The 21,946-nt window shown below is 65.8% G+C and carries 16 protein-coding genes; 13 read left to right on the forward strand and 3 right to left on the reverse strand.

Annotated features, from left to right (window positions below; translation table 11 throughout):
• The first annotated feature begins 39 nt into the window (after positions 1 to 39).
• From AC1MGT_RS00380 to lpdA, 5 genes are all read left to right on the forward strand, one after another.
• The gene (locus AC1MGT_RS00380) at positions 40 to 1,152 is read left to right on the forward strand and encodes a sensor histidine kinase (protein ID WP_499502396.1); all 1,113 of its coding nucleotides are present in this window, start codon (positions 40 to 42) and stop codon (positions 1,150 to 1,152) included.
• 308 nt (positions 1,153 to 1,460) lie between these two features.
• On the forward strand, positions 1,461 to 2,693 hold the full coding sequence (locus AC1MGT_RS00385) for a 3-methyl-2-oxobutanoate dehydrogenase (2-methylpropanoyl-transferring) subunit alpha (RefSeq protein WP_183552559.1): 1,233 nt from the start codon (positions 1,461 to 1,463) through the stop codon (positions 2,691 to 2,693).
• 2 nt (positions 2,694 to 2,695) lie between these two features.
• Positions 2,696 to 3,742, forward strand: a complete 1,047-nt coding sequence (locus tag AC1MGT_RS00390; RefSeq protein ID WP_229424618.1) for an alpha-ketoacid dehydrogenase subunit beta — start codon at positions 2,696 to 2,698, stop codon at positions 3,740 to 3,742.
• A gap of 2 nt (positions 3,743 to 3,744) precedes the next feature.
• Positions 3,745 to 5,094 carry a dihydrolipoamide acetyltransferase family protein gene (locus AC1MGT_RS00395; protein ID WP_499502398.1) on the forward strand — a complete coding sequence of 450 codons (1,350 nt, stop codon included), beginning with the start codon at positions 3,745 to 3,747 and terminating at the stop codon, positions 5,092 to 5,094.
• Positions 5,095 to 5,097: 3 nt separating this feature from the next.
• On the forward strand, positions 5,098 to 6,501 hold the full coding sequence (gene lpdA / locus AC1MGT_RS00400; protein ID WP_499502400.1) for a dihydrolipoyl dehydrogenase: 1,404 nt from the start codon (positions 5,098 to 5,100) through the stop codon (positions 6,499 to 6,501).
• A 65-nt stretch (positions 6,502 to 6,566) separates the two neighbouring features.
• Here lpdA and AC1MGT_RS00405 read toward each other — a convergent pair whose 3' ends face one another.
• Both AC1MGT_RS00405 and AC1MGT_RS00410 read right to left on the reverse strand, forming a co-directional pair.
• Positions 6,567 to 7,202 carry a TetR/AcrR family transcriptional regulator gene (locus AC1MGT_RS00405; protein ID WP_332531997.1) on the reverse strand — a complete coding sequence of 212 codons (636 nt, stop codon included), beginning with the start codon at positions 7,200 to 7,202 and terminating at the stop codon, positions 6,567 to 6,569.
• A 382-nt stretch (positions 7,203 to 7,584) separates the two neighbouring features.
• On the reverse strand, positions 7,585 to 8,142 hold the full coding sequence (locus tag AC1MGT_RS00410) for a hypothetical protein (protein ID WP_499502402.1): 558 nt from the start codon (positions 8,140 to 8,142) through the stop codon (positions 7,585 to 7,587).
• A gap of 92 nt (positions 8,143 to 8,234) precedes the next feature.
• On the opposite strand from AC1MGT_RS00410, the gene AC1MGT_RS00415 reads away from it, so the two are divergent.
• From AC1MGT_RS00415 to AC1MGT_RS00445, 7 genes are all read left to right on the forward strand, one after another.
• The gene (locus AC1MGT_RS00415; RefSeq protein WP_499502404.1) at positions 8,235 to 9,833 is read left to right on the forward strand and encodes a methyl-accepting chemotaxis protein; all 1,599 of its coding nucleotides are present in this window, start codon (positions 8,235 to 8,237) and stop codon (positions 9,831 to 9,833) included.
• 47 nt (positions 9,834 to 9,880) lie between these two features.
• Positions 9,881 to 10,834, forward strand: coding sequence for a DMT family transporter (locus AC1MGT_RS00420; RefSeq protein WP_499502406.1), 954 nt, complete (start codon positions 9,881 to 9,883; stop codon positions 10,832 to 10,834).
• A gap of 203 nt (positions 10,835 to 11,037) precedes the next feature.
• The gene (locus AC1MGT_RS00425; protein WP_499502408.1) at positions 11,038 to 13,296 is read left to right on the forward strand and encodes a TonB-dependent receptor; all 2,259 of its coding nucleotides are present in this window, start codon (positions 11,038 to 11,040) and stop codon (positions 13,294 to 13,296) included.
• 45 nt (positions 13,297 to 13,341) lie between these two features.
• The gene (locus tag AC1MGT_RS00430; protein WP_499502409.1) at positions 13,342 to 14,703 is read left to right on the forward strand and encodes an oxygenase MpaB family protein; all 1,362 of its coding nucleotides are present in this window, start codon (positions 13,342 to 13,344) and stop codon (positions 14,701 to 14,703) included.
• 182 nt (positions 14,704 to 14,885) lie between these two features.
• Entirely contained in the window at positions 14,886 to 15,710 is an 825-nt protein-coding gene (locus tag AC1MGT_RS00435; protein WP_499502410.1) for a carotenoid biosynthesis protein, read from the forward strand.
• Positions 15,707 to 19,216, forward strand: coding sequence for a hybrid sensor histidine kinase/response regulator (locus tag AC1MGT_RS00440; RefSeq protein WP_499502411.1), 3,510 nt, complete (start codon positions 15,707 to 15,709; stop codon positions 19,214 to 19,216). Before AC1MGT_RS00435 ends, AC1MGT_RS00440 begins: the two co-directional genes overlap by 4 nt.
• Positions 19,213 to 20,145: a diguanylate cyclase domain-containing protein gene (locus AC1MGT_RS00445; protein ID WP_499502412.1), complete on the forward strand. Its 933-nt coding sequence runs from the start codon at positions 19,213 to 19,215 to the stop codon at positions 20,143 to 20,145. Before AC1MGT_RS00440 ends, AC1MGT_RS00445 begins: the two co-directional genes overlap by 4 nt.
• A 45-nt stretch (positions 20,146 to 20,190) precedes the next feature.
• Here the strand turns inward: AC1MGT_RS00445 and AC1MGT_RS00450 are convergent, their stop codons facing one another.
• Positions 20,191 to 20,796, reverse strand: a complete 606-nt coding sequence (locus tag AC1MGT_RS00450) for a DedA family protein (RefSeq protein ID WP_499502413.1) — start codon at positions 20,794 to 20,796, stop codon at positions 20,191 to 20,193.
• 194 nt (positions 20,797 to 20,990) lie between these two features.
• On the opposite strand from AC1MGT_RS00450, the gene AC1MGT_RS00455 reads away from it, so the two are divergent.
• Positions 20,991 to 21,914, forward strand: a complete 924-nt coding sequence (locus AC1MGT_RS00455; protein WP_499504357.1) for a LysR substrate-binding domain-containing protein — start codon at positions 20,991 to 20,993, stop codon at positions 21,912 to 21,914.
• Positions 21,915 to 21,946: the final 32 nt, after the last annotated feature.

The following is a 21,946-nucleotide window of genomic DNA, read 5'->3' on the forward strand; positions in this document are numbered from 1 at the left end:
CATTTGGCAGCATCGTTGCACAGACCAGTTGGAGAGCAAGTGAATACCAGAGAAGAAGATACACCTGTTCCACCGGCCGGTCTTTCCTCGGCGATCCGCTGCCTGCGTGAATGCGTGCTCGATCAGTGGCGCGCGCGAGTGACAACCGAGATCCCGGCAGCAGCATCGCTTGCCGAACCGGTGCTGGTCAATATGGTGCCTGAACTGTTCGAAAAAATTGCCGAAGCGTTGTCATGGGATCCGGCCTCATCGGCGATTGCCAAGACCAATCTTGCCAGTGCTCATGGGCGCGAGCGTGCGAACATGACGAATTATTCACCGTACGATGTTCTGCACGAGCTGCATATTTTTCGTGAAATACTCTTTTCCTTGACCAAAGAACATGGGCTGGAACTGAGCAAGCACGATGCAGAGGCAATCGGTCACACCATCGAGGCTGCAGCCCGTGAATCGGTGAGCGGCTTCAGTGAGGCCGACCGGGAAAAAAGTGTCGATTTCATTGCAACCCTGTCACACGATTTGCGAAATCCGCTGCATGTGGCCAACGCCAGCGCGCAGTTGATTCAACTGAAATCGACGGATCCCGGCATTCTCAATCTCGCGGCCCGCATCTGCAAGAAAATCGCCGAAGCCGACGCGATGATTCAAACCTTGCTCGATGCTTCGCTGCGGCAAGGGAGAATCAAGCTTAAGCTCAGTCCGGATCACTTCAACATGATGACGCTGATCGAAGAAGTGTGCGCCGACCTCCCCTTGCTCGGGCAGCGCATTCGCGTCATGGGCGAACCGGTGACCGGCTACTGGTGCCGGGCGTCAATGAAGCGGGTTCTTGAAAACCTGATCAGCAATGCGCAAAAATACGGCGATGCCGCCGAACCGATCACCCTCAGTACACGCCACGAACATGACTCTCTCGTCTTGTCGGTGCATAACAAAGGCACGCCGATTCCGTGGGCAGAAATGGACCGGCTGTTCAAACCTTACCAGCGGATGGAAGACACGAGCGTGAAGGGTTGGGGCCTTGGTCTGCCATTTGTTCAAAACGTCGTGGAGAGCCATGGCGGTACCGTCGTCATCGACAGTGATGTGGCCAGAGGCACGACATTTACCGTCAGCCTGCCGGTCGATGCACGTCACTACATCGACAATTAGCGCTGTGCTGAAACGCTGGCCTGCCGGCGCTGGCCAGGTAGCGCTTCGACGACCGGCACAGGGCCACGCATCGGTTCAATATTCCGGCCCTGTCGAACGTTAACGTACCGAATTGAAATGCTGCATCGCATTTCTGGCATGAACTTCCTGCGCAGCAAGCTGACACCTGACGCCCAGGCGGCTTCGCGCGCGCGACGCGCGCCCTTATGGTGCATAGCAATATGAAAATAACTCGCCGCAGTTGACGTAAACGTCAACTAGCACGTTATGATCTTCATGCTGCACAACACCTCACAAGGGAAGCACATATGAGCCAGAGCAATCCTCTGTCGCTGCACGTACCGGAGCCTACCGGCCGTCCGGGCTGCAAGACCGATTTTACGTACCTCCAGTTGACCCCTGCCGGCGCTGTCCGGCGCCCGCCCATCGATGTGGCCCCGCTCGAGACGAGCGACATGGCCCAGCAACTCATCCGCGTGCTCGACGAGCATGGCAACGCCGTCGGCCCTTGGGCCGAAGCGCCCGACCGCGAGCTGCTGCGCTTTGGCCTGCGCACGATGATGAAGACCCGTATTTTTGATGCGCGCATGGTCATCGCCCAGCGCCAGAAGAAAATGTCGTTCTACATGATCAGCCTTGGCGAAGAAGCGATCGGCACCGCCCATGCGCTCGCGCTGCAGGACGGCGACATGAATTTCCCGACCTACCGCCAGCAAAGCCTGTTGATGGCGCGCGAAGTGCCGTTGGTCGACATGATCTGCCAGCTGCTGTCGAACGAGCGCGATCCCCTCAAGGGCCGCCAGTTGCCGGTGATGTACTCGGTGCGCAGCGCCGGGTTCTTCACGATCTCGGGCAACCTCGCCACCCAGTACCCGCAAGCGGTTGGCTGGGCCATGGCCTCGGCCATCAAGGGCGACACCAAGATCGCATCGGCCTGGATCGGTGACGGCGCCACCGCCGAATCCGATTTCTCCACCGCCCTCACCTTTGCCCACGTATACCGCGCGCCGGTCATCCTCAACGTGGTCAACAACCAGTGGGCGATCTCGAGCTTCCAGGCGATTGCCGGCGGCGAGAGCGTGACCTTCGCCACCCGCGGCGTCGGCAGCGGCATTGCGTCCCTGCGCGTCGATGGCAATGATTTTCTGGCCGTACTGGCCGCCTCGCGCTGGGCCGCCGAACGGGCGCGCAGCAACCTGGGCCCGACGCTGATCGAATGGGTCACCTACCGCGCCGGCCCGCACTCGACGTCGGACGATCCCGCACGCTACCGTCCGGCCGACGATTACGCCCGCTTCCCGCTGGGCGACCCGATCGCCCGCCTGCGCCAGTACCTGACGAACCTGGGCTGGTGGTCGGACGAAGAGCACGACGCGACGCACACGGCGCTCGAAGCCGAGATCCTGGCCGCGCAAAAAGAAGCGGAGAGTTTCGGCATCCTGGGCGACGAGCGCGCACCGAGCGCTGCGACGATGTTCGAGGACGTTTATAAAGACATGCCGGAGCACCTGCGCCGTCAGCGTCAACAGCTGGGGGTATGAGCATGGCACGTGACGATTTACCAAAAGATGCGGCCACCGTGCCGATGACCATGATCCAGGCGCTGCGCTCGGCCATGGACGTGATGATGGAACGCGACGACAACGTGGTCGTCTACGGCCAGGACGTCGGCTACTTCGGCGGCGTGTTCCGGGTTACTGACGGCTTGCAGGCGAAGTACGGCAAATCGCGCGCGTTCGACGCGCCGATTTCCGAGGGCGGCATCGTCGGCACCGCGGTTGGCATGGCTGCGTATGGCCTGCGCCCGGTGGTCGAGATCCAGTTTGCCGATTATTTTTATCCGGCGACCGACCAGATCGTGTCCGAAGCCGCGCGCCTGCGCTACCGCTCGGCCGGCGAATTCACGGCCTCGATGGTGATCCGCATGCCTTGCGGCGGCGGCATCTATGGCGGCCAGACCCACAGCCAGAGCCCGGAAGCATTCTTCACCCACGTGTGCGGCCTGCGCACCGTGATGCCGTCGAACCCGTACGACGCCAAGGGTTTGCTCATCGCGTCGATCGAGAACGACGATCCGGTGATCTTCCTGGAACCGAAACGCCTGTACAACGGCCCGTTCGACGGCCACCATGACCGGCCTGTCGTGCCATGGTCGGGTCACCCGAAAGGCGACGTCCCCACCGGCTACTACACGGTCGAGCTGGACAAGGCGGCCATCGTCCGTCCCGGCAATGACGTCACCGTCATCGCCTACGGCACCATGGTCTGGGTGGCTGAAGCGGCCGCCCGTGAATCGGGCGTCGATGCCGAAGTGATCGACCTGCGCAGCATCTGGCCGCTCGACTTGGACACGCTCGTCAAGTCGGTGCAAAAGACCGGCCGCTGCGTCATCGTGCACGAGGCCACGCAGACGAGCGGCTTCGGCGCCGAACTGGCCGCGCTGATTCAGGAACACTGTTTCTACCAGCTGGAAGCGCCGATCGGGCGCGTGGCCGGCTGGGACACCCCGTATCCGCATGCGCAGGAGTGGGCTTATTTTCCGGGGCCCGACCGTGTCGGCGCGGCCCTGAAACGCGTGATGGAGGGTTGATCATGGGGATTCATGTCATCAAGATGCCGGACCTGGGTGAAGGCATCGCTGAAGTGGAAGTCGTGGCCTGGCACGTGCAGCCGGGCGACACGGTGCGCGAAGACCAGGTGCTGGCCGACGTCATGACCGACAAGGCGACGGTGGAAATTCCGTCACCGGTCGCCGGGACGATCACGAGCCTGGGCGGCGCGATCGGCCAATCGCTGGCCGTGGGCGCAGAACTGATCCGCCTCGAAGTGGCCGGCGCCGGCAACGTCAGCGCCGACAAGGCCCGCAAGGAGCCCGTGCAATCTGGCGCGGCCACCGCGCCGGCCGAAGAAGTGGCCGAACCGCAGCTCGAGGCCGTGGCGGCGCATGCGTCAGCCGCGCCAGCGCCGGCCGCTGCACCGGCAAAACCGACACCCGCTCCGGCAGCCAAGCCAGCGCCAGCCAGGTCCGGGGCCGGAGCCGGCGCACCACTGCGCGCCGACGGCGAAAAACCGCTGGCCCCGCCGGCCGTGCGCCAGCGCGCCTGGGATCTGGGCGTCGAGCTCCAGTTCGTGCCCGGTAGCGGGCCCGCAGGCCGCATCACGCACGCCGACCTGGATGCGCACGTGGCCGGCCGCCGCGGCGGCGCGGCCAATGGCGCGATGGACGAGCGCTATGCCGAACAGCACGGCGAACACGCGACGCAGATCATTGGCCTGCGCCGCAAGATCGCCGAGAAAATGCAGGAAGCCAAGCGCAACATCCCGCACTTCACCTACGTCGAAGAAGTCGATGTGACCGAACTCGAAGCGCTGCGCCTGCAACTCAATGCCCGCTATGGCCAGGAACGCGGCAAGCTCACGCTGCTGCCGCTCCTGATGCGCGCCGTGGTGCTGGCGCTGCGCAGCTATCCGATGATGAGCGCGCGCTACGACGACGAGGCCAATACCCTGACGACCTACGACGCGGCCCATATCGGTATTGCGGCGCAGACCGAATCGGGCCTGATGGTGCCGGTCGTGCGCCACGCCGAATCGCGCGATCCGTGGTCGAGCGCCGCCGAGATCGCGCGCCTGGCCGAAGCGGCCCGCAGCGGCAAGGCCACGCGCGACGAGCTGACCGGCTCGACGATCACGATCACGAGCCTGGGCGCGCTGGGCGGCATCGTCACGACGCCCGTCATCAACCGGCCCGAGGTCGCCATCGTCGGCGTGAACCGGATCGTCGACCGCCCGGTCATCCGTGACGGCGCGATGGTCGCGCGCAAGATGATGAACCTGTCATCCTCGTTCGACCACCGCGTCATCGACGGCATGGTGGCCGCCCAGTTCGTGCAGTCGATTCGGGGCTACCTCGAATTTCCTGCCACCCTGTTCGTGGAGTAAGCGATGGAGACGATCAATACGACACTGCTGATCATCGGCGGTGGCCCGGCCGGCTACGTAGCGGGCATCCGCGCCGGCCAGTTGGGCATCCCTACCGTCCTCGTCGAAGGCGCGCAACCGGGCGGCACCTGCCTGAACATCGGCTGCATTCCGTCGAAGGCGCTGATCCATGCGGCCGACGAATACGCCAAGACCGTGCACTACGCGGCGCAAACGTCGCCGCTGGGGATCAGGGTCGAGGCCCCCAGCATCGATCTCGACAAGACGGTGGCCTGGAAGGACGGCATCGTCAAGCGCCTGACGGGCGGCGTGGGCGCGCTGCTGAAGAAACAGGGCGTGCGCGTGGTGCGCGGCTGGGCGCGTGTCCTCGACGGCAAGACCGTCGAAGTGCAGCCGCATGAGGGCAGCGGGCAGGAGCCGGTGCGCATCCGCTGCGAACACATGCTGCTGGCGAGCGGATCGCACGCGGTCGAACTGCCGTTCATGCCGTTTGGCGGTCCGGTCATTTCGTCGACCGAGGCGCTGTCGCTGAGCGAAGTGCCGCGCCGCATGGTGGTGGTTGGCGCCGGTTATATCGGGCTGGAACTGGGTACGGCGTTTCGCAAGCTGGGCAGCCAGGTCACGGTCGTCGAGGCGGCCGAGCGCATCCTGCCAGCCTACGATGCCGATCTGGTCAAACCGGTTGCCAGTTCACTCGAGCGCCTCGGTGTCGAGGTACGCCTGGCGACGTCGGTGCTGGGCATGGAGGGAGAGCGGGTCAAGGTGCGCGACGCGTCCGGCGTGGAAGCCTATCTCGAGGCCGACCGGGTGCTGGTGGCCGTGGGCCGCAAGCCGGCAACCACCGGCTGGGGTCTCGAACACCTGATGCTCGACATGGACGGGCGCGCCGTGAAGGTCGACGAGCAATGCCGCACGTCGATGCGCAACGTCTGGGCGATCGGCGACCTGACCGGTGAACCGATGCTGGCGCACCGCGCGATGGCGCAGGGCGAGATGGTGGCCGAAATCATCGCCGGCAAGCGGCGCTGGTTCCATCCGGCGGCCATTCCGGCCGTCTGCTACACCGATCCCGAGATCGTCGTGGCCGGCATGTCCCCTGGCGAAGCGGCAGCGGCTGGCATCGATGCCATCAGCGCGAGCTTCCCGTTCAGCGCCAACGGGCGGGCGATGACGATCGAGAGCACCGACGGTTTTGTCCGCGTCGTCGCGCGCAAGGACAATCACCTGATCCTGGGCTGGCAGGCGGTGGGCGTCGGCGTGGCCGAACTGGCGGCGGGCTTCACGCAGTCGATCGAACTGGGGGCACAACTGGAAGATGTGGCAAGAACGATCCACGCCCATCCTACCCTCGGTGAAGCGGTGCAGGAAGCAGCGCTGCGCGCGCTGGGCCACGCACTGCATATCTGATGCAGGCGCCGTCCCGCACAGGGATGGCGCTTCTGCCCGGCTTTCCTTTTATTGACGGTGACTGGTTACGCGCTGCTGGCTGGCGCGACGCGCGGCCGCTTGGACAGTGCTGTGCCAAGGCGCAGCGCTGCCGCGACTGCCTCGTCGATCGGCGGCTTGTAGTCGCACGCGATCCAGCGCATCGCAATATGGATCACGCCGCCAATGACGCCTGCCTGCAGTAACTCGTCGTCCAGCAAATCCGGCGCGACGAGACGCGTGACAGCCAACCCGAATTCATGGAGCGATTCATCGAAGGTACGGTCCACCGCAGCACTCACGCCACGGATTTCGACGAGAAATACCCGTGCTGAACGGGGATCGCGCTGGATCGAAGAGAAATAAGCGTGGAGCATGGCTCGCGAGCGGGCAATCCTGCCGCCGCGCGCCGATTCCCCGGCAAGCAACACTCTTTCACGAACCAGATCGGTGATGAAAGTGTAGCTGGCGATCAAGAGCATTTCGCTGTTCGCGAACGATTCGTAGAAGTAGCGCTCGGTGAGACCCGCGGCATCGCAGACCGCCTTGACGGTCGCATTATGATAGCCGCGCTCACCATACACACTGATGGCGCCGGCAATGAGGCGGTTACGCCGGTCGGCGCGACGCTGCTCCGGCGTCTGTCCGCGATAGGAGCGAGTGTTTGAAAGCTCTTGAGTCATTGCAACATTCTGACACATTATCACTAATAATGATGACAATCTGCCATGTCAGTCATTGCAACTGGGTCAAGGGCGTGACACTCCCACGGGCATCCGATGTTCTCCCGCGGACAGCAGGGAATTGACGCACCTGCTGTTCAATTTCTCTATGCAAACAGGGTAATGGCACCGCGCCCGATGGGCAAATCTGAGCCGGATCGAATCGAAGGCGCCAGCAGTTGGCATCATGCTCTCGGTTGTGGCCAAACACCGTTATCTGGCAGACAAGGTGACCAGATCCATTCTAGTCCACCCGCGCCACGCCGGCGAGCCTTAATGGAGATCTCGCGTGGCGCCGGCGAACGCTGCAACGCGATTCGCCAGCACAGCAGCAGGTCAGTGCTTATTTGTTGTCCGCCCCTTTGCCAGCGCGGTCGCTGTTTCCGGCAGCGGCGGCCTGACTGCCTTGCGTGCCATTCTCATCGGTCTTTCCCTGGAAACCTTCATCGGTCTGCTCTTCGGTCGAGCCGCCTGCGAGCAGATCATCGGTGCGACCAAGCTGTTGCAACCCGCCGCCCGCCGTTTCGTTCTCGCTTTCGCTATTCGTACCCGGCGCTGCCTGCTTGCTGCCGCTGCCGGCGACGTCGCCGGTCGAACCGGCACCCATGGTTGCCACACTTGTCGTGCCGGTGGTGATCTGGTCCCAGTTACGGCCCTTGACGTCCTGATCCTTGTTGTCGTTATCGATTGGCATGCGGTACTCCTGATATGTGATGGATGCAGCCATCTTATGCCGATCGTGCGCCGCCGCCATAGGCGCGTGCGCCCGTTTGCTGTAGGACTGGGAGCGCACGGCATGCATCATCGAGGCCATATGGCAATCAGCACCACTACCGAGTTGCAGTTTTGCCGCACGGCAACATTTCTTCAGCGTGTCGCGGTATACTGCGACGAACCTCATGCCCGGCGCCGCCCGTGCAGGCGTGGTTTGCGCATTCCATCATCAGCAGTCCGGTATCCGGCACTCCACCACCGATTTTCAGGATCATCCCCATGAAGAACATACCTTTAGGCGCTCGCCTCGGGCTGGGCTTTGCCATTGTGCTGGCGCTGCTCGTTGCACTGAGCGCGACCGCCCTCACCCGCATGGACGAAGCAGGCAGCAAGACCCACCGCCTCGTCAACACCAGCATGAAGAACCAGCGCAATATCGCCGAATGGCGTCGCAATATCGAAGTCAACACCGCGATCAACGAAACCGTTTACCACGCGCCCGATGCGGCGGTCCTCGACGTCATCGCCGCCCGTCGCGCTGCGATCACCGCGCGCTCGAACGAACTGCAGCAGGAGATTGACGCGGCACTTGCCAACCCGGGCGTGCGCGAACAGTTCAAGACCGTCAAGGCAGAGCGCCTGGCGTATATGGCCGCGCGCGATGCGCTGTTTGCGGCCAAGCGCGCGGGCGACCAGGCCCGGCTTGACGACGTCTACCGCACCCGCGTGACACCGCAGACGGACTCGTACCTGGCAACGGTACGCAAGTTCGCCGACATGCAAAGCGCGGCCACGAGTGTCATTGCAACGACCATCCTCGATTCGTACGCCAGAACCAGGGTCATCCTGTTCACGCTCGCCGGTGCTGCCCTGCTGCTGGGCATTGGCTGCGCCTGGTGGATCACCCGCTCGATCACTCAGCCGCTGCGCAGCGCGGTCGCGGTGGCCGAGCGCGTTGCCGCGGGCGACCTGACCAGCCGCATCGAGACAGGCCGGCGCGACGAAGTCGGCCAGTTGCTCGATGCGCTGGGCCGCATGAACGGCAACCTCGCCGGTATCGTCGGGCAGGTACGCGACGGCACCGCGACGATCGCGCACGTCTCGGGCGACATCGCCAGCGGCAACCAGGACCTGTCGGCCCGCACCGAGCAGCAAGCCGGCTCGCTCGAAGAAACGGCTGCTTCGATGGAAGAACTGACGTCGACCGTCCGCCAGAATACCGAACACGCCCACCGCGCCAACAGCCTGGCCGCCACTGCTGCCGGCGTGGCCGGTGACGGCGGACGCATCGTGGGCGACGTGATCGGCACGATGGGGCGCATCGACGCCTCGTCGCAGCGCATCGTCGACATCATCGGCGTCATCGACGGCATTGCATTCCAGACGAATATCCTGGCGCTCAATGCGGCCGTCGAGGCAGCCCGCGCCGGCGAGCAGGGTCGCGGCTTCGCGGTCGTTGCCGGCGAAGTGCGTACGCTGGCCCAGCGGTCGGCAGCCGCGGCCCGGGAAATCAAGGGGCTGATTGACGATTCGGTTGCCCAGGTACGCGAAGGCACGCGTCAGGTCGACCTGGCCGGCACGACCATGCAGCAGATCGTGCACAGCATCGGCCAGGTCACGGTGATCGTGAGCGAGATCGCCGCCGCCAGCGAAGAGCAGAGCGCCGGCATCGAGCAGGTCAATACCGCGCTGGTCGAGATGGACCGCGTCACGCAGCAAAACGCCGCCCTCGTCGAAGAAGCCGCAGCGGCGGCCGACGCGATGCGCGAGCAGGCCAGCCAGCTCGCGTCGGTCGTGGCCACGTTCCGCCTCGAACCGGCCACGGCGCGCGGCGTGCGTCTGGCGCCGCCGGCGTCCCGTCTCGCTTTGGCAGCCTGAGCCGCTGCTAGAATGCCCGGCTGACGGGATCACGGGAAGGGACAGGCATGGGTATCGGTGTGTTGTGCGGTTTGCTGGCTGGCGCCATGTGGGGCATCGTGTTCGTTGCGCCGGCCTATCTGGCCGCGTTCACGCCGCTGCAACTGACCGTCGGGCGCTATCTGGCCTACGGCGCCATCGCCCTCGTGCTCCTGGGCCCGCGCCTGCGCGCCCTCCTCGCCAGTTTGTCCCGGGCCGACCTGTACGCGCTCGCGCGCCATGCGCTGGCCGGCAACCTCGTGTATTACGTGCTGCTGGCGTACGGCGTGCAGTATGCGGGCGTCGCGCCCACCTCGCTGATCGTCGGCATGGTGCCGCTGGTGGTCACGTTGCTCGGTCGCCATGACCACGGCGCCGTGCCGCTGCGGCGCATGCTGGCCCCGCTGCTGCTGGTCGCAGTTGGCATCGCCTGCATCAACATCGACACCTTCATGCATGCGCCGCCCGCAGCATCCGGCATCGCCATCGCCGGCGGTGTGCTGTGCGCCACCGGCGCCTTGCTGTGCTGGAGCTGGTACGCGCTCGACAATGCGCGCTACCTGAAGAACAACCCGCGTTTTGGCAGCGGCGAATGGTCGGCGCTGTACGGCCTGGCCACGGGCGTGCTGTCCCTGGCGCTCGCACCGTTCGCGTTCTGGGATGCCGGCGGGCCAGTGGCCGGCGAGCGCGACTGGACCGTATTCTGGGCCTGCAACGCTTTGCTGGCGCTGGGCGCATCGGTCATCGGCAACCATTTCTGGAACGTGGCGAGCCGCCGCGTGCCCGTCACGCTGACAGGCCAGCTGATCCTGTTCGAAACGCTGTTCGCGCTGCTGTATGGCTGCATCTATCGCGGCGCCGGACCACGGCCGCTCGAACTGGCGGCAATCGCGCTGATGATCGCCGGCGTGGCCTGGTCGGTCAGGCTGCACGGCGCCGTTGGGAATGACAAAATCATCAGTCCTGGTGCCGAGCTTCATTGACGGATTACTCAGTCAACACGCTGACCGTTGCGTACAGGTGTCATTTTTGTTCAATTAACTTCCCGGGACTATTTCGCCTCGGGATGTACTGCTAGACTCTCGGGCGTGGAATTGCTCAGCGCAATTAAATTTGCCACAAAGAACAACATTGGACATGCGTTGCCCAGGACGGGCACGTATCCGTCCCACCGGGAGTCGTATCAATGAAAGCAACACCAGTCCGCCCAGCGCACACGCTGCTGGCCGCGGCCGTATCCAGTATCGTCTGCAGTATCGCCAGCGCGCAAACCGCGCCCACCCTGCACAGTGGCCAGGACAGCGGCCAGGCCGTGCCGGAAGTCGTCGTCACCGCCCAGCGCACCGAATCCCTGGCGTCCCGTACGCCGCTTGCGATCAGCGTCCTGTCCGGCGAGCAGTTGCGCGACCTGGGCGCCGACGGCGCTGCCACCATCGGCCCGCGCCTGCCGAATGTCTACATCGACCAGGCGTTCTCGGGCCTGCGCCTGACGATCCGCGGCATCAGCAACAGCGACACCACCGACAAGGGCGACCCGTCGGCCGCCTTCATGCTCGACGGCGTGTATATCGCACGGCCTGCCGGCCAGAGCGGCAATTTCCTCGACGTCGACCGCATCGAAGTGCTGCGCGGCCCACAGGGCACGCTGTATGGCCGCAACACGACTGCCGGCCTGGTCAACGTGATCTCGAACCTGCCGACCGACCGTTTCGAGGGCGCCGTCGGGTTCGAAGCAGGCACCTATGACCGGCGCAAGATCGACGGCGTGATCAACGTGCCGGTGAACGACATGCTGGCGCTGCGCGCTGCCGTGAGCAAGCTGACGCATGACCCTTACCTGAATAACGGCCAGGGCACGCTGCTGCGCCCCGGCATGGACCAGGACGACCGTGACGCGCGCCTCAGCGCGAAACTCGCACTGGGCCGCGACGCCACGCTGGTGCTGCGCTACGATCATGGCCAGGCCAAAGGCAATAACGACCGCTTCGTGCCGGACACGAATTTTTATACCGGCGTATCCAGCGGCAAACCCGCATACCGCGACAGCACGACCGACGAACGCCTGACCAACAGCTTCCGCCCGCCGAACATGACGCCCGTGCAGGGCTGGCAAGACCGCGTGGCCCAGGGCTGGTCCGCCGACCTGCGCTGGGATCTCGGTCCCGCGACACTGTATTACCTGGGCGCGCGCCGCAAGCTGGACCAGGAACTGCGCCAGAACTACTACTACCGCGTGGCCCCGCAGCTCGCCCTTGGCGTGATCAACAACTACGACGGCCACAACGAGCAGGATTCGCACGAACTGCGCCTGGCGACCAATGGCGCCGGCCCGCTCAGCGCCCAGGGCGGCTTGTACTACTTCAGCGAAACGTCCGACACATCGTATGCGTTCCAGGGCCTGCAGGCGGTCGGCTTGCCGCCGTACTACGCGTTTCCGCTCGTGACCGAAGCGCGCAGCCGCGCCGTGTTCGGCCAGCTGACCTGGCGCGTGATCGACGGCCTGCGCCTGACTGCCGGCGCGCGCCGCACCGAGGACGACAAGGACCGCGTCGGCTCCACCGATTTCCGGCAAGGCCCCGTGTTCAACGCCGCGACTGACCGGCGCCTGCTCAACGCGGCCGAATTGCACACCGCGCGCACGACCTGGCGTCTGGGCCTTGACTACGACCTGCTGCCCACGACGCTGCTGTATGGCAGCCTGGCCACCGGCTACAAGGCGGGCGGCTTCAACGATGGCTGCATCGCCGGCACCACTGCGCTGGGCATCGCGTGCCCGGCGGCGGTCGCCGTGCCGGAGAGCGCGCTGTACTACCAGCCGGAAGAACTGCGCGCGTACGAAGCCGGCGTCAAGTCGCGCCTGTGGGGTGGCCGCGTCACCGTCAACGCCGCCGCCTTCGTGTACGACTACACGAATCTGCAACTGAGTGGCACCGCCATCGTCTCGGGCGCCCCGCGCATCCTGACCGGCAATGCCGGCGTCGCCCGCTCGCGCGGCCTGGAACTCGACGGCGACATCCGCGTCGGCAGCAACGGGCGCCTTGGCTACAGTGCCACCGCGCTCGACGCACACTACGTGTCGTACAACCCGACGCCCACTGTGTCATGGGCCGGCCGCAAGCTCGATCGGGCGCCGAGCCATGTCTATACGCTCGGCTACGAGCACCGCTTCGGCGTGTTTGGCGGGCAGCTGCATGCGGGGCTGTTCTCGCGCCGCAGCGCCGAGTATGTGATCACCATCCCGAGCCAGCTGCTCGAATACCGGATTCCCGCGCACACGACCACGGATGCCACGCTGCGCTACGCCCCGGCCGGCGGCACCTGGAGCCTGCTGGCGCGCGTGCGCAACCTGGAAAATTCGGTGCGCCCGTCGCTGATCGACAGCTTCGGCATGACCACGCCGACGGCGCCGCGCACGGCCGACGTGCGCCTCGATCTGCGCTTCTGATCCACCGCTGGAACCCTGCCTCCCCTTACCTCACGAGGAACGCCGATGGATCGCATTGCACCCGGGTTGCTCTGTCCAACGCTGCGCGCCGACCCGCCCGCCGATGACACCGTCGCGCGGATGCTGGCCGGCGCCAGCGGGCCGGGCGAGCTGTCGGCGCGCATCGCGCAGATCAACGGCGAACTGGCACGCTGGCAAACCAATGGCGCGCTGGCGGCCTGGCAGCCCGGGCCCGGTCTCGATCCCCGCGCGGCCGAGGCGTTGACCGATTACCTGGCCACCTGCCAGCATTTGCCGGCGTGGACCGACCGGGCGGCCACCGCGCGCGCCGAGACGCTGTTCATGGACATGAGCATGCTCTCGTGCACGCTGCTGTTCTGCGCCAGCCTGCCCGAATGCTATGTGCTGCCCGACCTGTCGGCGGTGCTGCACGCGGCCGGCCAGCTCGAGGCGCACACCGATTACCGCGTGCGCTCCACGGCCGCCATGATCTTCCCGGTCATGCTGGCCGGCGGCCTGACCACGCCTGGCGGTGGCGGCGTGGCCCAGGCGCTCAAGGTGCGCCTGATTCATGCCACCATTCGTTATCTGATCCTGCGCGGCACGCCGAATGACGCCGTGGACGCCCCACCGGTGCCGCCACTGGCGCCGGCTGGCGGCGGCATCCATCACACGCTGTACGCGCACGGCTGGGACACGTCCGTCAACGGCCTGCCATGCAATCAGGAAGAACTGGCCTATACGCTGCTCACGTTCAGCTACGTGTTCGTGCGGGGCCTGCGCACGCTGCGCCTCGCGCTGCCCCCGCAGGATGAAGAAGCCTACCTGCACACCTGGAACGTGCTGGGCCACGTGCTGGGCATCGAACAGGGCTTGATGGCGACGACGATGGCGCAGGCGCAGCACGATTTCGAGGCCATGCAGGCGCGCGCCCGCCTGCTGGTACGCAGCCCCGATCCGCGCCCGCTGCTGGCGGCGGACCTGATGAAGGCGATGGAAAACGAGATCCCGATCCGGCTGCTGAAACCCGTGCCGACCCTGCTCACGCGCCTGCTGTGCAAGGGCGACGCCAGGCGCGTTTTGGGCCTGGACGCCCGCGTGCCACTGCTGGCGCGGGCCGTGTTCGCGCTCGGGCTGGCAGCCGTGCGCTGCATCGACGCCGTGGCGCGTGTGTTCGTGCCCGGCTTTTCGCTCAGCCGCATGCTCACGCGCGCGCTGGGCCAGCGTTTGGTGACGCATTTCCTGCTCGACCTGACCCGGCCGCTGCGCCTGCCCGACGCGCTGCTCAATGACGTCAACGACGCCGCCACCGCCTGGCGCACGGACCCGAAGGCGTCGCACTGGATGCGTCGCCTGGAAGCGCGCCTGGCCGGGCGCACGCCATCACGCCCGGCTCAGCCCCTGTAACCAGGGCATCGGCGTCATGGCCAAGCCCCGGACGTGCAAAAAAGTTACACCCAAGAATCACAATGCTGTTGCTTGCAGGGACGACCTGCTAGACTGTCAATATCGCAACATCCCCCGTCAACACACGGGCGCCGACGTCATTTCGACCAAACAGTTTGCGCCTCGCACCGATGAATCCGAAGATGATGCCCACGCCTGCTGTCTCGTCCCGTCTTGCTGCAGGTCTCGGCGGCGCCGCCCTGCTGGCGCTGCTGCTGCGCGGCTGGAACGCCGGCACACAGTTGCTGGTGGCCAGTTCGGTGCTGATGTTCATGGCATGCCTGGCCAGCGCAGCGCGTGTGCTTGGCGTGCGTCCAGCCATCTACCTGGTGCTGATTGCGCTGCCGATCGGCTGGTTTGCCGAAGAAATGGGCGCCAGCTACGGCTGGTTCTTCGGCAGTTACCACTACACGCCGGTCCTCGGCCCGCAACTGGGCAGTGTGCCCGTGGTCATTCCGCTGATGTGGTTTGCTCTGTCGTACATCGGCTATGTGATGGCCAACCTGATCGTCTGGCAGGTTCCGGCCGATGGCACAACGTCGATCCGCCGCAGCATCGTCATGGCCTGTCTTGCCGCGCTGATCGTGACTGTCTACGACCTGGGCGTCGATCCCTACATGGTCTACAAGCTCAAGGCCTGGATCATGGCGCAGGACGGTGGCGGGTGGTTCGGCGAGACACTGCAGGGCTTCGCCGGCTGGATGCTGGTGGCGTTCTGCATCGTTCTGCTGTTCCGCCTGCTGTTGCGCCGGGCCTCGTTTCCCGCGGCGCCGTCCGCGCACGTGCGCGATGTCCTGGTCCCGCTCGGTCTGTACGGTGCCTTGATGCTGTTTGAAGCCACCCAAGGGGTGCCTGTCGAAACCCGCACCATCGCCCTGTTCGTGATGGGCATGCCGCTGTTTTGCGCTGCGTGCGGGCTGTATCGCTGGCAGCTGCTGCCTGCCTTTGCAGTCGGGAGTGCGGCATGACGCACTGGATGAGGCGCGGCGCATGCGCGGTGATGGCGTCCTTTGCTCGCCTGGCAGCGCTGCTCGTGCTGGGCCTGCTGGGTCTGCTGCACACTGCGCCCGCCATGGCCCAGACCTTGCAACTCACGCGCGACGCCAACGTCGTCGATGCCTGGCCGGCCGTGACGACCCTGACCGATCCGGCCAACGCGCTTGACGCACCTGCCGCACTGGCCGCCGGCGCGCGCTTTACCCGGCCAGCGACCGCCGACGCCAGTCTTGGCATGCTGCCGGGGACAACCTGGGTCCGGATCCCGATTGCGGTGGCGCGCGACGCCACCAATGGCTGGGTGATGCAGATCGACTTCGCACTGCTCGACGAGGTCGACGTCTGGGTAAAATTCCCGAACGGCTTGCGCAAGATCGCCAGCGTCGGGCGCATGCAGCAGCAGTCGGGCGATGCGCTCAAGGGCCGCGTGCCCGCCGCCGTGCTGCGCCTGACGCCGGGCACGGACTACACCGTGCTGCTGCGCGTGAAGACGGTGGGCCCGAAGATCCTGCCGATCAGCTTCAGGCAGCCTGACGCCGTGCTGTCGGCCGAACTGGGCGAGCAGCTGATGCAGGGCATCCTGCTGGGCCTGCGCCTGACGCTGATCCTGTACGCGCTGGGCCAGTGGTATTCGCTACGCGAGCCGCTGTTCGGCAAGTACGCGCTGCTGGCCACCGGCGTCACGCTGTATTCGGCCGCCTGGTTCGGCATCGCCGGCCAGTACCTCTACCCGGGCAATGCCTGGCTGCTCGAACACGGCGCGGGCCTGGCCTCGATCATGGCCTCGTGCGGCGCCTACCTGTTCGTCGAGCAATCGCTCGCGCGGCCTGGCCAGGACCGCATCTTCAGCCGCATGATGAAGACGCTGGCCGCGCTGTGCCTGGTCACCGCGATCGGTTTCGCTGCCGGCGTCATCAACCACAAATTCCTGGTCCTGATCGTCGGCACGCTGGGCATCATGCCGATGCTGCTCGGCCTGCCCGGCGCTTACCGGCGCGCGCGGGCTGGCGACGCGGTCGGTATTTACTTTTTGGCCGGCTGGGCGGTGGCATTCGCGGCCGCATTCGTCACCGCGCAGCTCATCAACGGCAAGCTCCCGGCGAACTTCTGGACCATGCACGCGCTGGTCTTTGGCAGCACCTTCGACATGCTGGTGTTCATGCGCATCCTGGCGCTGCGCATCGAGGCGATGCAACAGGCGATGCTGCGCGCCGAAGCCAGCACGCGCATGAAATCGGAATTTCTGGCCAATATGAGCCATGAAATCCGCACCCCGATGAACGCCATCATCGGCATGAGCCGGCTGGCCCTGATGAGCGAGCCGGCGCCGCTGCTGCGCAATTACCTGAGCAAGATCCTGGGCGCCAGCGAGCACCTGATGGGGATCATCAACGACATCCTCGACTTTTCCCGCATCGAGGCGGGCAAGCTGCAGGTGGAAGCGGTGCCGTTCGACCTCGACGAGATGCTCGATCATCTGGCGAGCCTGACCGGCGTGAAGACCGACGCCAAGGGCATCGAGCTGATCTTCCGCATCGGCCCCGGCGTGCCACAGCGCCTGATCGGCGACCCGCTGCGCCTCGGCCAGATCCTGATCAACCTGACCGGCAATGCCGTCAAGTTCACCGAGCGCGGTGAAATCGTGGTGGCCGTCGAAGCGCAGCAGGCCGACGACAGCAACATCGTGCTGGCCTTTACGGTCAGCGACACCGGTATCGGCATGACGCCCGAACAGCTCGCGCGCCTCTTTGTTTCGTTCAGCCAGGCCGACAGCTCGACCACGCGCAAATACGGCGGCACGGGCCTGGGCCTGTCAATCTCGCGCCAGCTGGTCGAACTGATGGGCGGCGAGATCACGGCGCGCAGCACGCCGCACGTCGGCAGCAGCTTTACCTTTACCGTGCGGCTGGGGATCGCCGAAGGGTATGCCGCCGCCAGCGCGGTGCGCAAGGCGCTCCTGCTGGACGTGCGCGCACTGGTGGTCGACGACAGCGCCACCGCGCGCGGCGCGCTGGCCGAAATGCTCGCCAGCCTGGGCGTGCACGCCGATATGGCCGCGTCGGGCGAAGAGTGCCTCGCGCTGCTGGCGCAGGCCGCGCGCGACCGGAACCCCTACCAGATCGTGCTGATGGACTACCTGATGCCGGGCCTGGACGGCATGCAGACCATCCACCGCATTCACCGCCACGCCGAGGAACAGGGCGACATGACGCCGCCGCCGGCGATCCTGATGATCTCGGCCTGCACGCGCGAGACCGTGATGCACGAGCAAGGGCAAAGTGAGCTGCCGATCGACGCGTTCCTGCACAAGCCGGTCGGCCCGGCGCTGCTGTACCACAGCCTGTTGCAGGTGCTGCACCCGCAACTGGGCGCCGTCGAGACGGTCGACAACTACCTGCCGGCCCTGGCCGACCTGCCGCGCCTGGATGGCGCGCGTATCCTGCTGGCCGAGGACAACGACAACAACCGCGAAGTCGCCCTCGACTTCATGGCCGCCGCGCGCATGCAGGTCGATGTCGCCTTCAATGGCGTGGACGCGGTGCGCATGGCGCTGGCCGGGGACTATGACCTGGTCCTGATGGACATCCAGATGCCCGAGATGGATGGCTTGACGGCCACGCGCGAGATCCGGCTCGACCCGCGCCTGCGCGCGTTGCCGATCGTGGCCATGACGGCGCACGCGCTGCCCAGCGACCGCGCGCTGAGCCGCCTGGCCGGCATGAACGACCATGTGACCAAGCCGATCGACCCTGACCTGCTGTTTTGCACGCTGCTCAAATGGATCGATCCGGCACGCCTGGCAGGCCGCGTGGCGCCGCCCGCCATGCGGCACGCCCCGTCCACGGTGCAGCAATCGTCCGGCCGGCCGCTGCCGGCAGTGCCGGGCATCGACTGGCGCATGGCGCTGGAGAATGTGAATGGCCAGCGCAGCCGTCTGGAAAAGCGCGCCGGCAGCTTCATCCGCGAATACGCCAGCGCCCCGCGCATCCTGCGCGAAGCGCTGCAGGCGGGCGACCACCCGCGCCTGCAAGCGCTGGCGCACAACCTGAAGTCGAGCGCCGCCTACGTGGGTGCGTTTGAACTGAGCAGCGCGGCCGCGCGTCTCGAGCAGGATCTGCGCGCCGGCCAGTTCGACCGCGTCGGCATCCAGGTGCCGGCCCTCGTGAATGCGGCCGACACGGTATTGTCCGGCCTGGCCCAGATGGCAGCGCTGGCATTGCCGACAGCGGGCGATCCGGAAGCGCTGTCGCTGGTGATCGCGCGCCTGGACGGCTACCTGCGTACCGACGACGCGCGCGCCGAAGACGCCCTGGCGCAGCTCGATGCGCTGCTGGGCGCCGGGACCCACGCCGATCCCGTCGAACAGGCACTGGGCGCCGTACGGCGCGCTGTGGCCGAGATCGAGTATGCGGCGGCGCTGGGGCCGCTGGCGGCCCTGGGCGCACAACTCGATCTCAGCCTGGAAGGCAGCCAATGAATATCGATCAGTCGCAGAAAGTGCTGGTGGCCGACGACGACGCCATCAACCGCGAAGTGCTGGGCGAACTGCTCAAGCCCGACTATACGGTGCTGCTGGCCCGTAACGGCGCCCAGACCCTGGAACGCGCCGGGCGCCACCTGCCCGACCTGATCCTGCTCGACGTGATGATGCCGGACATGGACGGTTACGAGGTATTGCGCCGGCTGCGCGGCGATCCGCAGACGGCGCACATCGCCATCATCTTCATCTCCGGCCTGGACCGGCCCGAAGACGAAGCCAATGGCCTCAAGATGGGCGCGTCGGACTACATCGTCAAGCCGTTCAACCAGACCGTCGTGATGGCGCGCGTGGCACTGCACCTGCAGGTCGTGCGCCAGCGCCGGATGCTCGAGCGTCTCGCCAATATCGACGGCCTGACCGAACTGGCCAACCGGCGGCGCTTCGACGAAGTGTATGAGCAGGAATGGCAGCGCGCCTGCCAGAGCGGGCTGCCACTGTCGCTGGCCCTGCTCGACATCGACGCCTTCAAGCAGTTCAACGACCGGTATGGCCACCCGGCGGGCGACCGCGCGCTGCGCTCGGTGGCGCGCACCGCCGGCGCGGCCATGCACCGGCCGGGGGACCTGGCGGCGCGCTATGGCGGCGAAGAACTGCTGCTCCTGATGCCCGAGACCGATGCCCAGTCCGCGCATGCGGTGGCCGAAGCGCTGCGCGCAGCCATTGCCGGCCTGGCGATCCCGCACGAAGCATCGAGCGTTGCACCGGTGCTGACCGTCAGCATCGGCGGCGCCACGTTCGACCCGGCCGGCAACGAACAACCGTTCGAACTGTTCGAAGCGGCCGACGCCCAGCTCTATCGCGCCAAGCAGGCCGGGCGCGATCAGGTGTGGTGGCGCGCGCTGGCGCTGGTGGCGGCGTCCGCCTAGCCGGCAAGCCGGCCTGGCCTGGCCTGGCCAGCAGCCATGAACGGTTCAGGTCTTGCTACGCGACTTGAATGTCACCACGCGGTACAGATACCAGCCGAGCAGGCCGATCAGGACTGCCTTCGATACCGGATCGACATACTCGGCCACGCGCTCGTACTGGCTCTCGAGTGCATAGCCGGCGCCGGTCAGGATGCCGGTCCAGATCAGCGAACCGATCGTCGAGAACAACAGGAACTGGCCCATCGACATCTTGGCCAGGCCGGCCGGCACCGAAATCAGCGTGCGGATCGCCGGAATCAACCGCCCCAGCAGGACCACTTTCTTGCCGTGCTTTTCGAAGGCGTCCATCGCATGCTCGATGTCGCCGTGGGTGACGGTCATCCAGCGCGCGTGCTTGTCGGCGAAGGCTTCAAGCCGCTCCTTGCCATACACCCTGCCGGCGTAATACCAGGGCAAAGCGCCTGCTACCGATCCGGCGGTGCCGGCCAGCAGCACGCCGATCACGTTCAGGTCACCGCGCGCAGCGACAAATCCGGCAAACGGCATGATCAGCTCGGATGGAATCGGAGGAAAAATGTTTTCCAGCGCCATCAGCGCGAAGACGCCGAGATAGCCGCTCTTTTGCATGAACTCGGTGATGAACTCGAACACGGGACGTACTCCATATGATTGGGCAGCCCGTACGATACCAATTTTCAAAACCAGGCATCTGTTCTGCTGCGCACGCATGGCGCGCGCGCCAGCCAACCATGGCGACAGAATCAGACTGCTATTTTCGCCCCGGGGGCTTGGTGGCACCCGCGCTTGCCGCTACCATGGCTGAATACCGATTCCAGGATGCCTACTTGCTCAAGCTCAGCCTCGACGCCCTTCAGATCATCGACACCATCGCCCGTCGCGGCTCGTTCGCGGGCGCGGCCAAGGAATTGTTTCGCGTGCCGTCCACCATCTCGTACACGGTGTCCAAGCTCGAGGACGACCTGGGCGTGCGCCTGTTCGACCGATTCGGGCCGAAGGTCACGCTGACGCCGGCGGGCCAGGCGTTGCTCAAGGACGGGCGCTACCTGCTGCGCGCTGCCGGCGACCTGGAGTCGCGCGTGCGGCGTGTGGCCTCGGGCTGGGAAACGGACTTTGCGATCGGAATGGATTCGGTGCTGGGCGCGGGTGGCCTGCAGCCGGACATTGAAGACTTTTACCAGGTCGCCGACCACACGCGCCTGCGCATCGTGCGCGAGTCGCTGGGTGGCACCTGGGACGCCCTGCTCGACCGCCGCGTCGACCTGCTCGTGGGCGCCGCCGGCGACGGGCCGTCAGGCGGCGGCTACACGGCTGAACCGATCGGCACGAGCAGCTTCGTGTTTGCGGTCGCGCCGCACCACCCGCTGGCAGCGCTGGATCACGCGCTCGACAAGGCCGATCTGCTGCCGTACCGGGCGATCACGGTGTCGGATTCGGCGCGCGTGCTGGGCGCGCGCACCGTGGGCATCCTGTTCGGACAGGCCACGCTGGCCGTGCCCGACATGCGCACCAAGTACGAATTCCAGGTACAGGGGCTGGGCTTTGGCTTTTTGCCCGAGGCCTGGGCCAGGCCGGCCATCGCGCGTGGTCAGCTCATTGAAAAACAGGTGGTGGAACCCAAGCCCGACGAAACCTTTTATCTGGCCTGGCGCAGCACCGAGGATGGCGCGGCGCTCACCTGGTGGATCGACCGGATGCGCACGAGTTCACCGTTCGCGCGCATGACCGCCGATCCCTGTGCGGCCTTGTAAACGACACACACGACACGCCGCCCCCGGCTGGG

The sequence above is a fragment of the Telluria sp. BA11 genome, assembly GCF_056680305.1.

Bases quoted from the DNA above. Each gene is read 5' to 3' on its own strand.
- AC1MGT_RS00395 (WP_499502398.1), top strand. From the start codon at position 3,745: ATGGGGATTCATGTCATCAAGATGCCGGACCTGGGTGAAGGCATCGCT.
- AC1MGT_RS00430 (WP_499502409.1), top strand. From the start codon at position 13,342: ATGGATCGCATTGCACCCGGGTTGCTCTGTCCAACGCTGCGCGCCGAC.
- AC1MGT_RS00445 (WP_499502412.1), top strand. From the start codon at position 19,213: ATGAATATCGATCAGTCGCAGAAAGTGCTGGTGGCCGACGACGACGCC.
- AC1MGT_RS00405 (WP_332531997.1), bottom strand. From the start codon at position 7,202: ATGACTCAAGAGCTTTCAAACACTCGCTCCTATCGCGGACAGACGCCG.
- AC1MGT_RS00410 (WP_499502402.1), bottom strand. From the start codon at position 8,142: ATGAGGTTCGTCGCAGTATACCGCGACACGCTGAAGAAATGTTGCCGT.
- AC1MGT_RS00385 (WP_183552559.1), top strand. From the start codon at position 1,461: ATGAGCCAGAGCAATCCTCTGTCGCTGCACGTACCGGAGCCTACCGGC.
- AC1MGT_RS00390 (WP_229424618.1), top strand. From the start codon at position 2,696: ATGGCACGTGACGATTTACCAAAAGATGCGGCCACCGTGCCGATGACC.
- AC1MGT_RS00440 (WP_499502411.1), top strand. From the start codon at position 15,707: ATGACGCACTGGATGAGGCGCGGCGCATGCGCGGTGATGGCGTCCTTT.
- lpdA (WP_499502400.1), top strand. From the start codon at position 5,098: ATGGAGACGATCAATACGACACTGCTGATCATCGGCGGTGGCCCGGCC.
- AC1MGT_RS00425 (WP_499502408.1), top strand. From the start codon at position 11,038: ATGAAAGCAACACCAGTCCGCCCAGCGCACACGCTGCTGGCCGCGGCC.
- AC1MGT_RS00420 (WP_499502406.1), top strand. From the start codon at position 9,881: ATGGGTATCGGTGTGTTGTGCGGTTTGCTGGCTGGCGCCATGTGGGGC.
- AC1MGT_RS00435 (WP_499502410.1), top strand. From the start codon at position 14,886: ATGATGCCCACGCCTGCTGTCTCGTCCCGTCTTGCTGCAGGTCTCGGC.
- AC1MGT_RS00415 (WP_499502404.1), top strand. From the start codon at position 8,235: ATGAAGAACATACCTTTAGGCGCTCGCCTCGGGCTGGGCTTTGCCATT.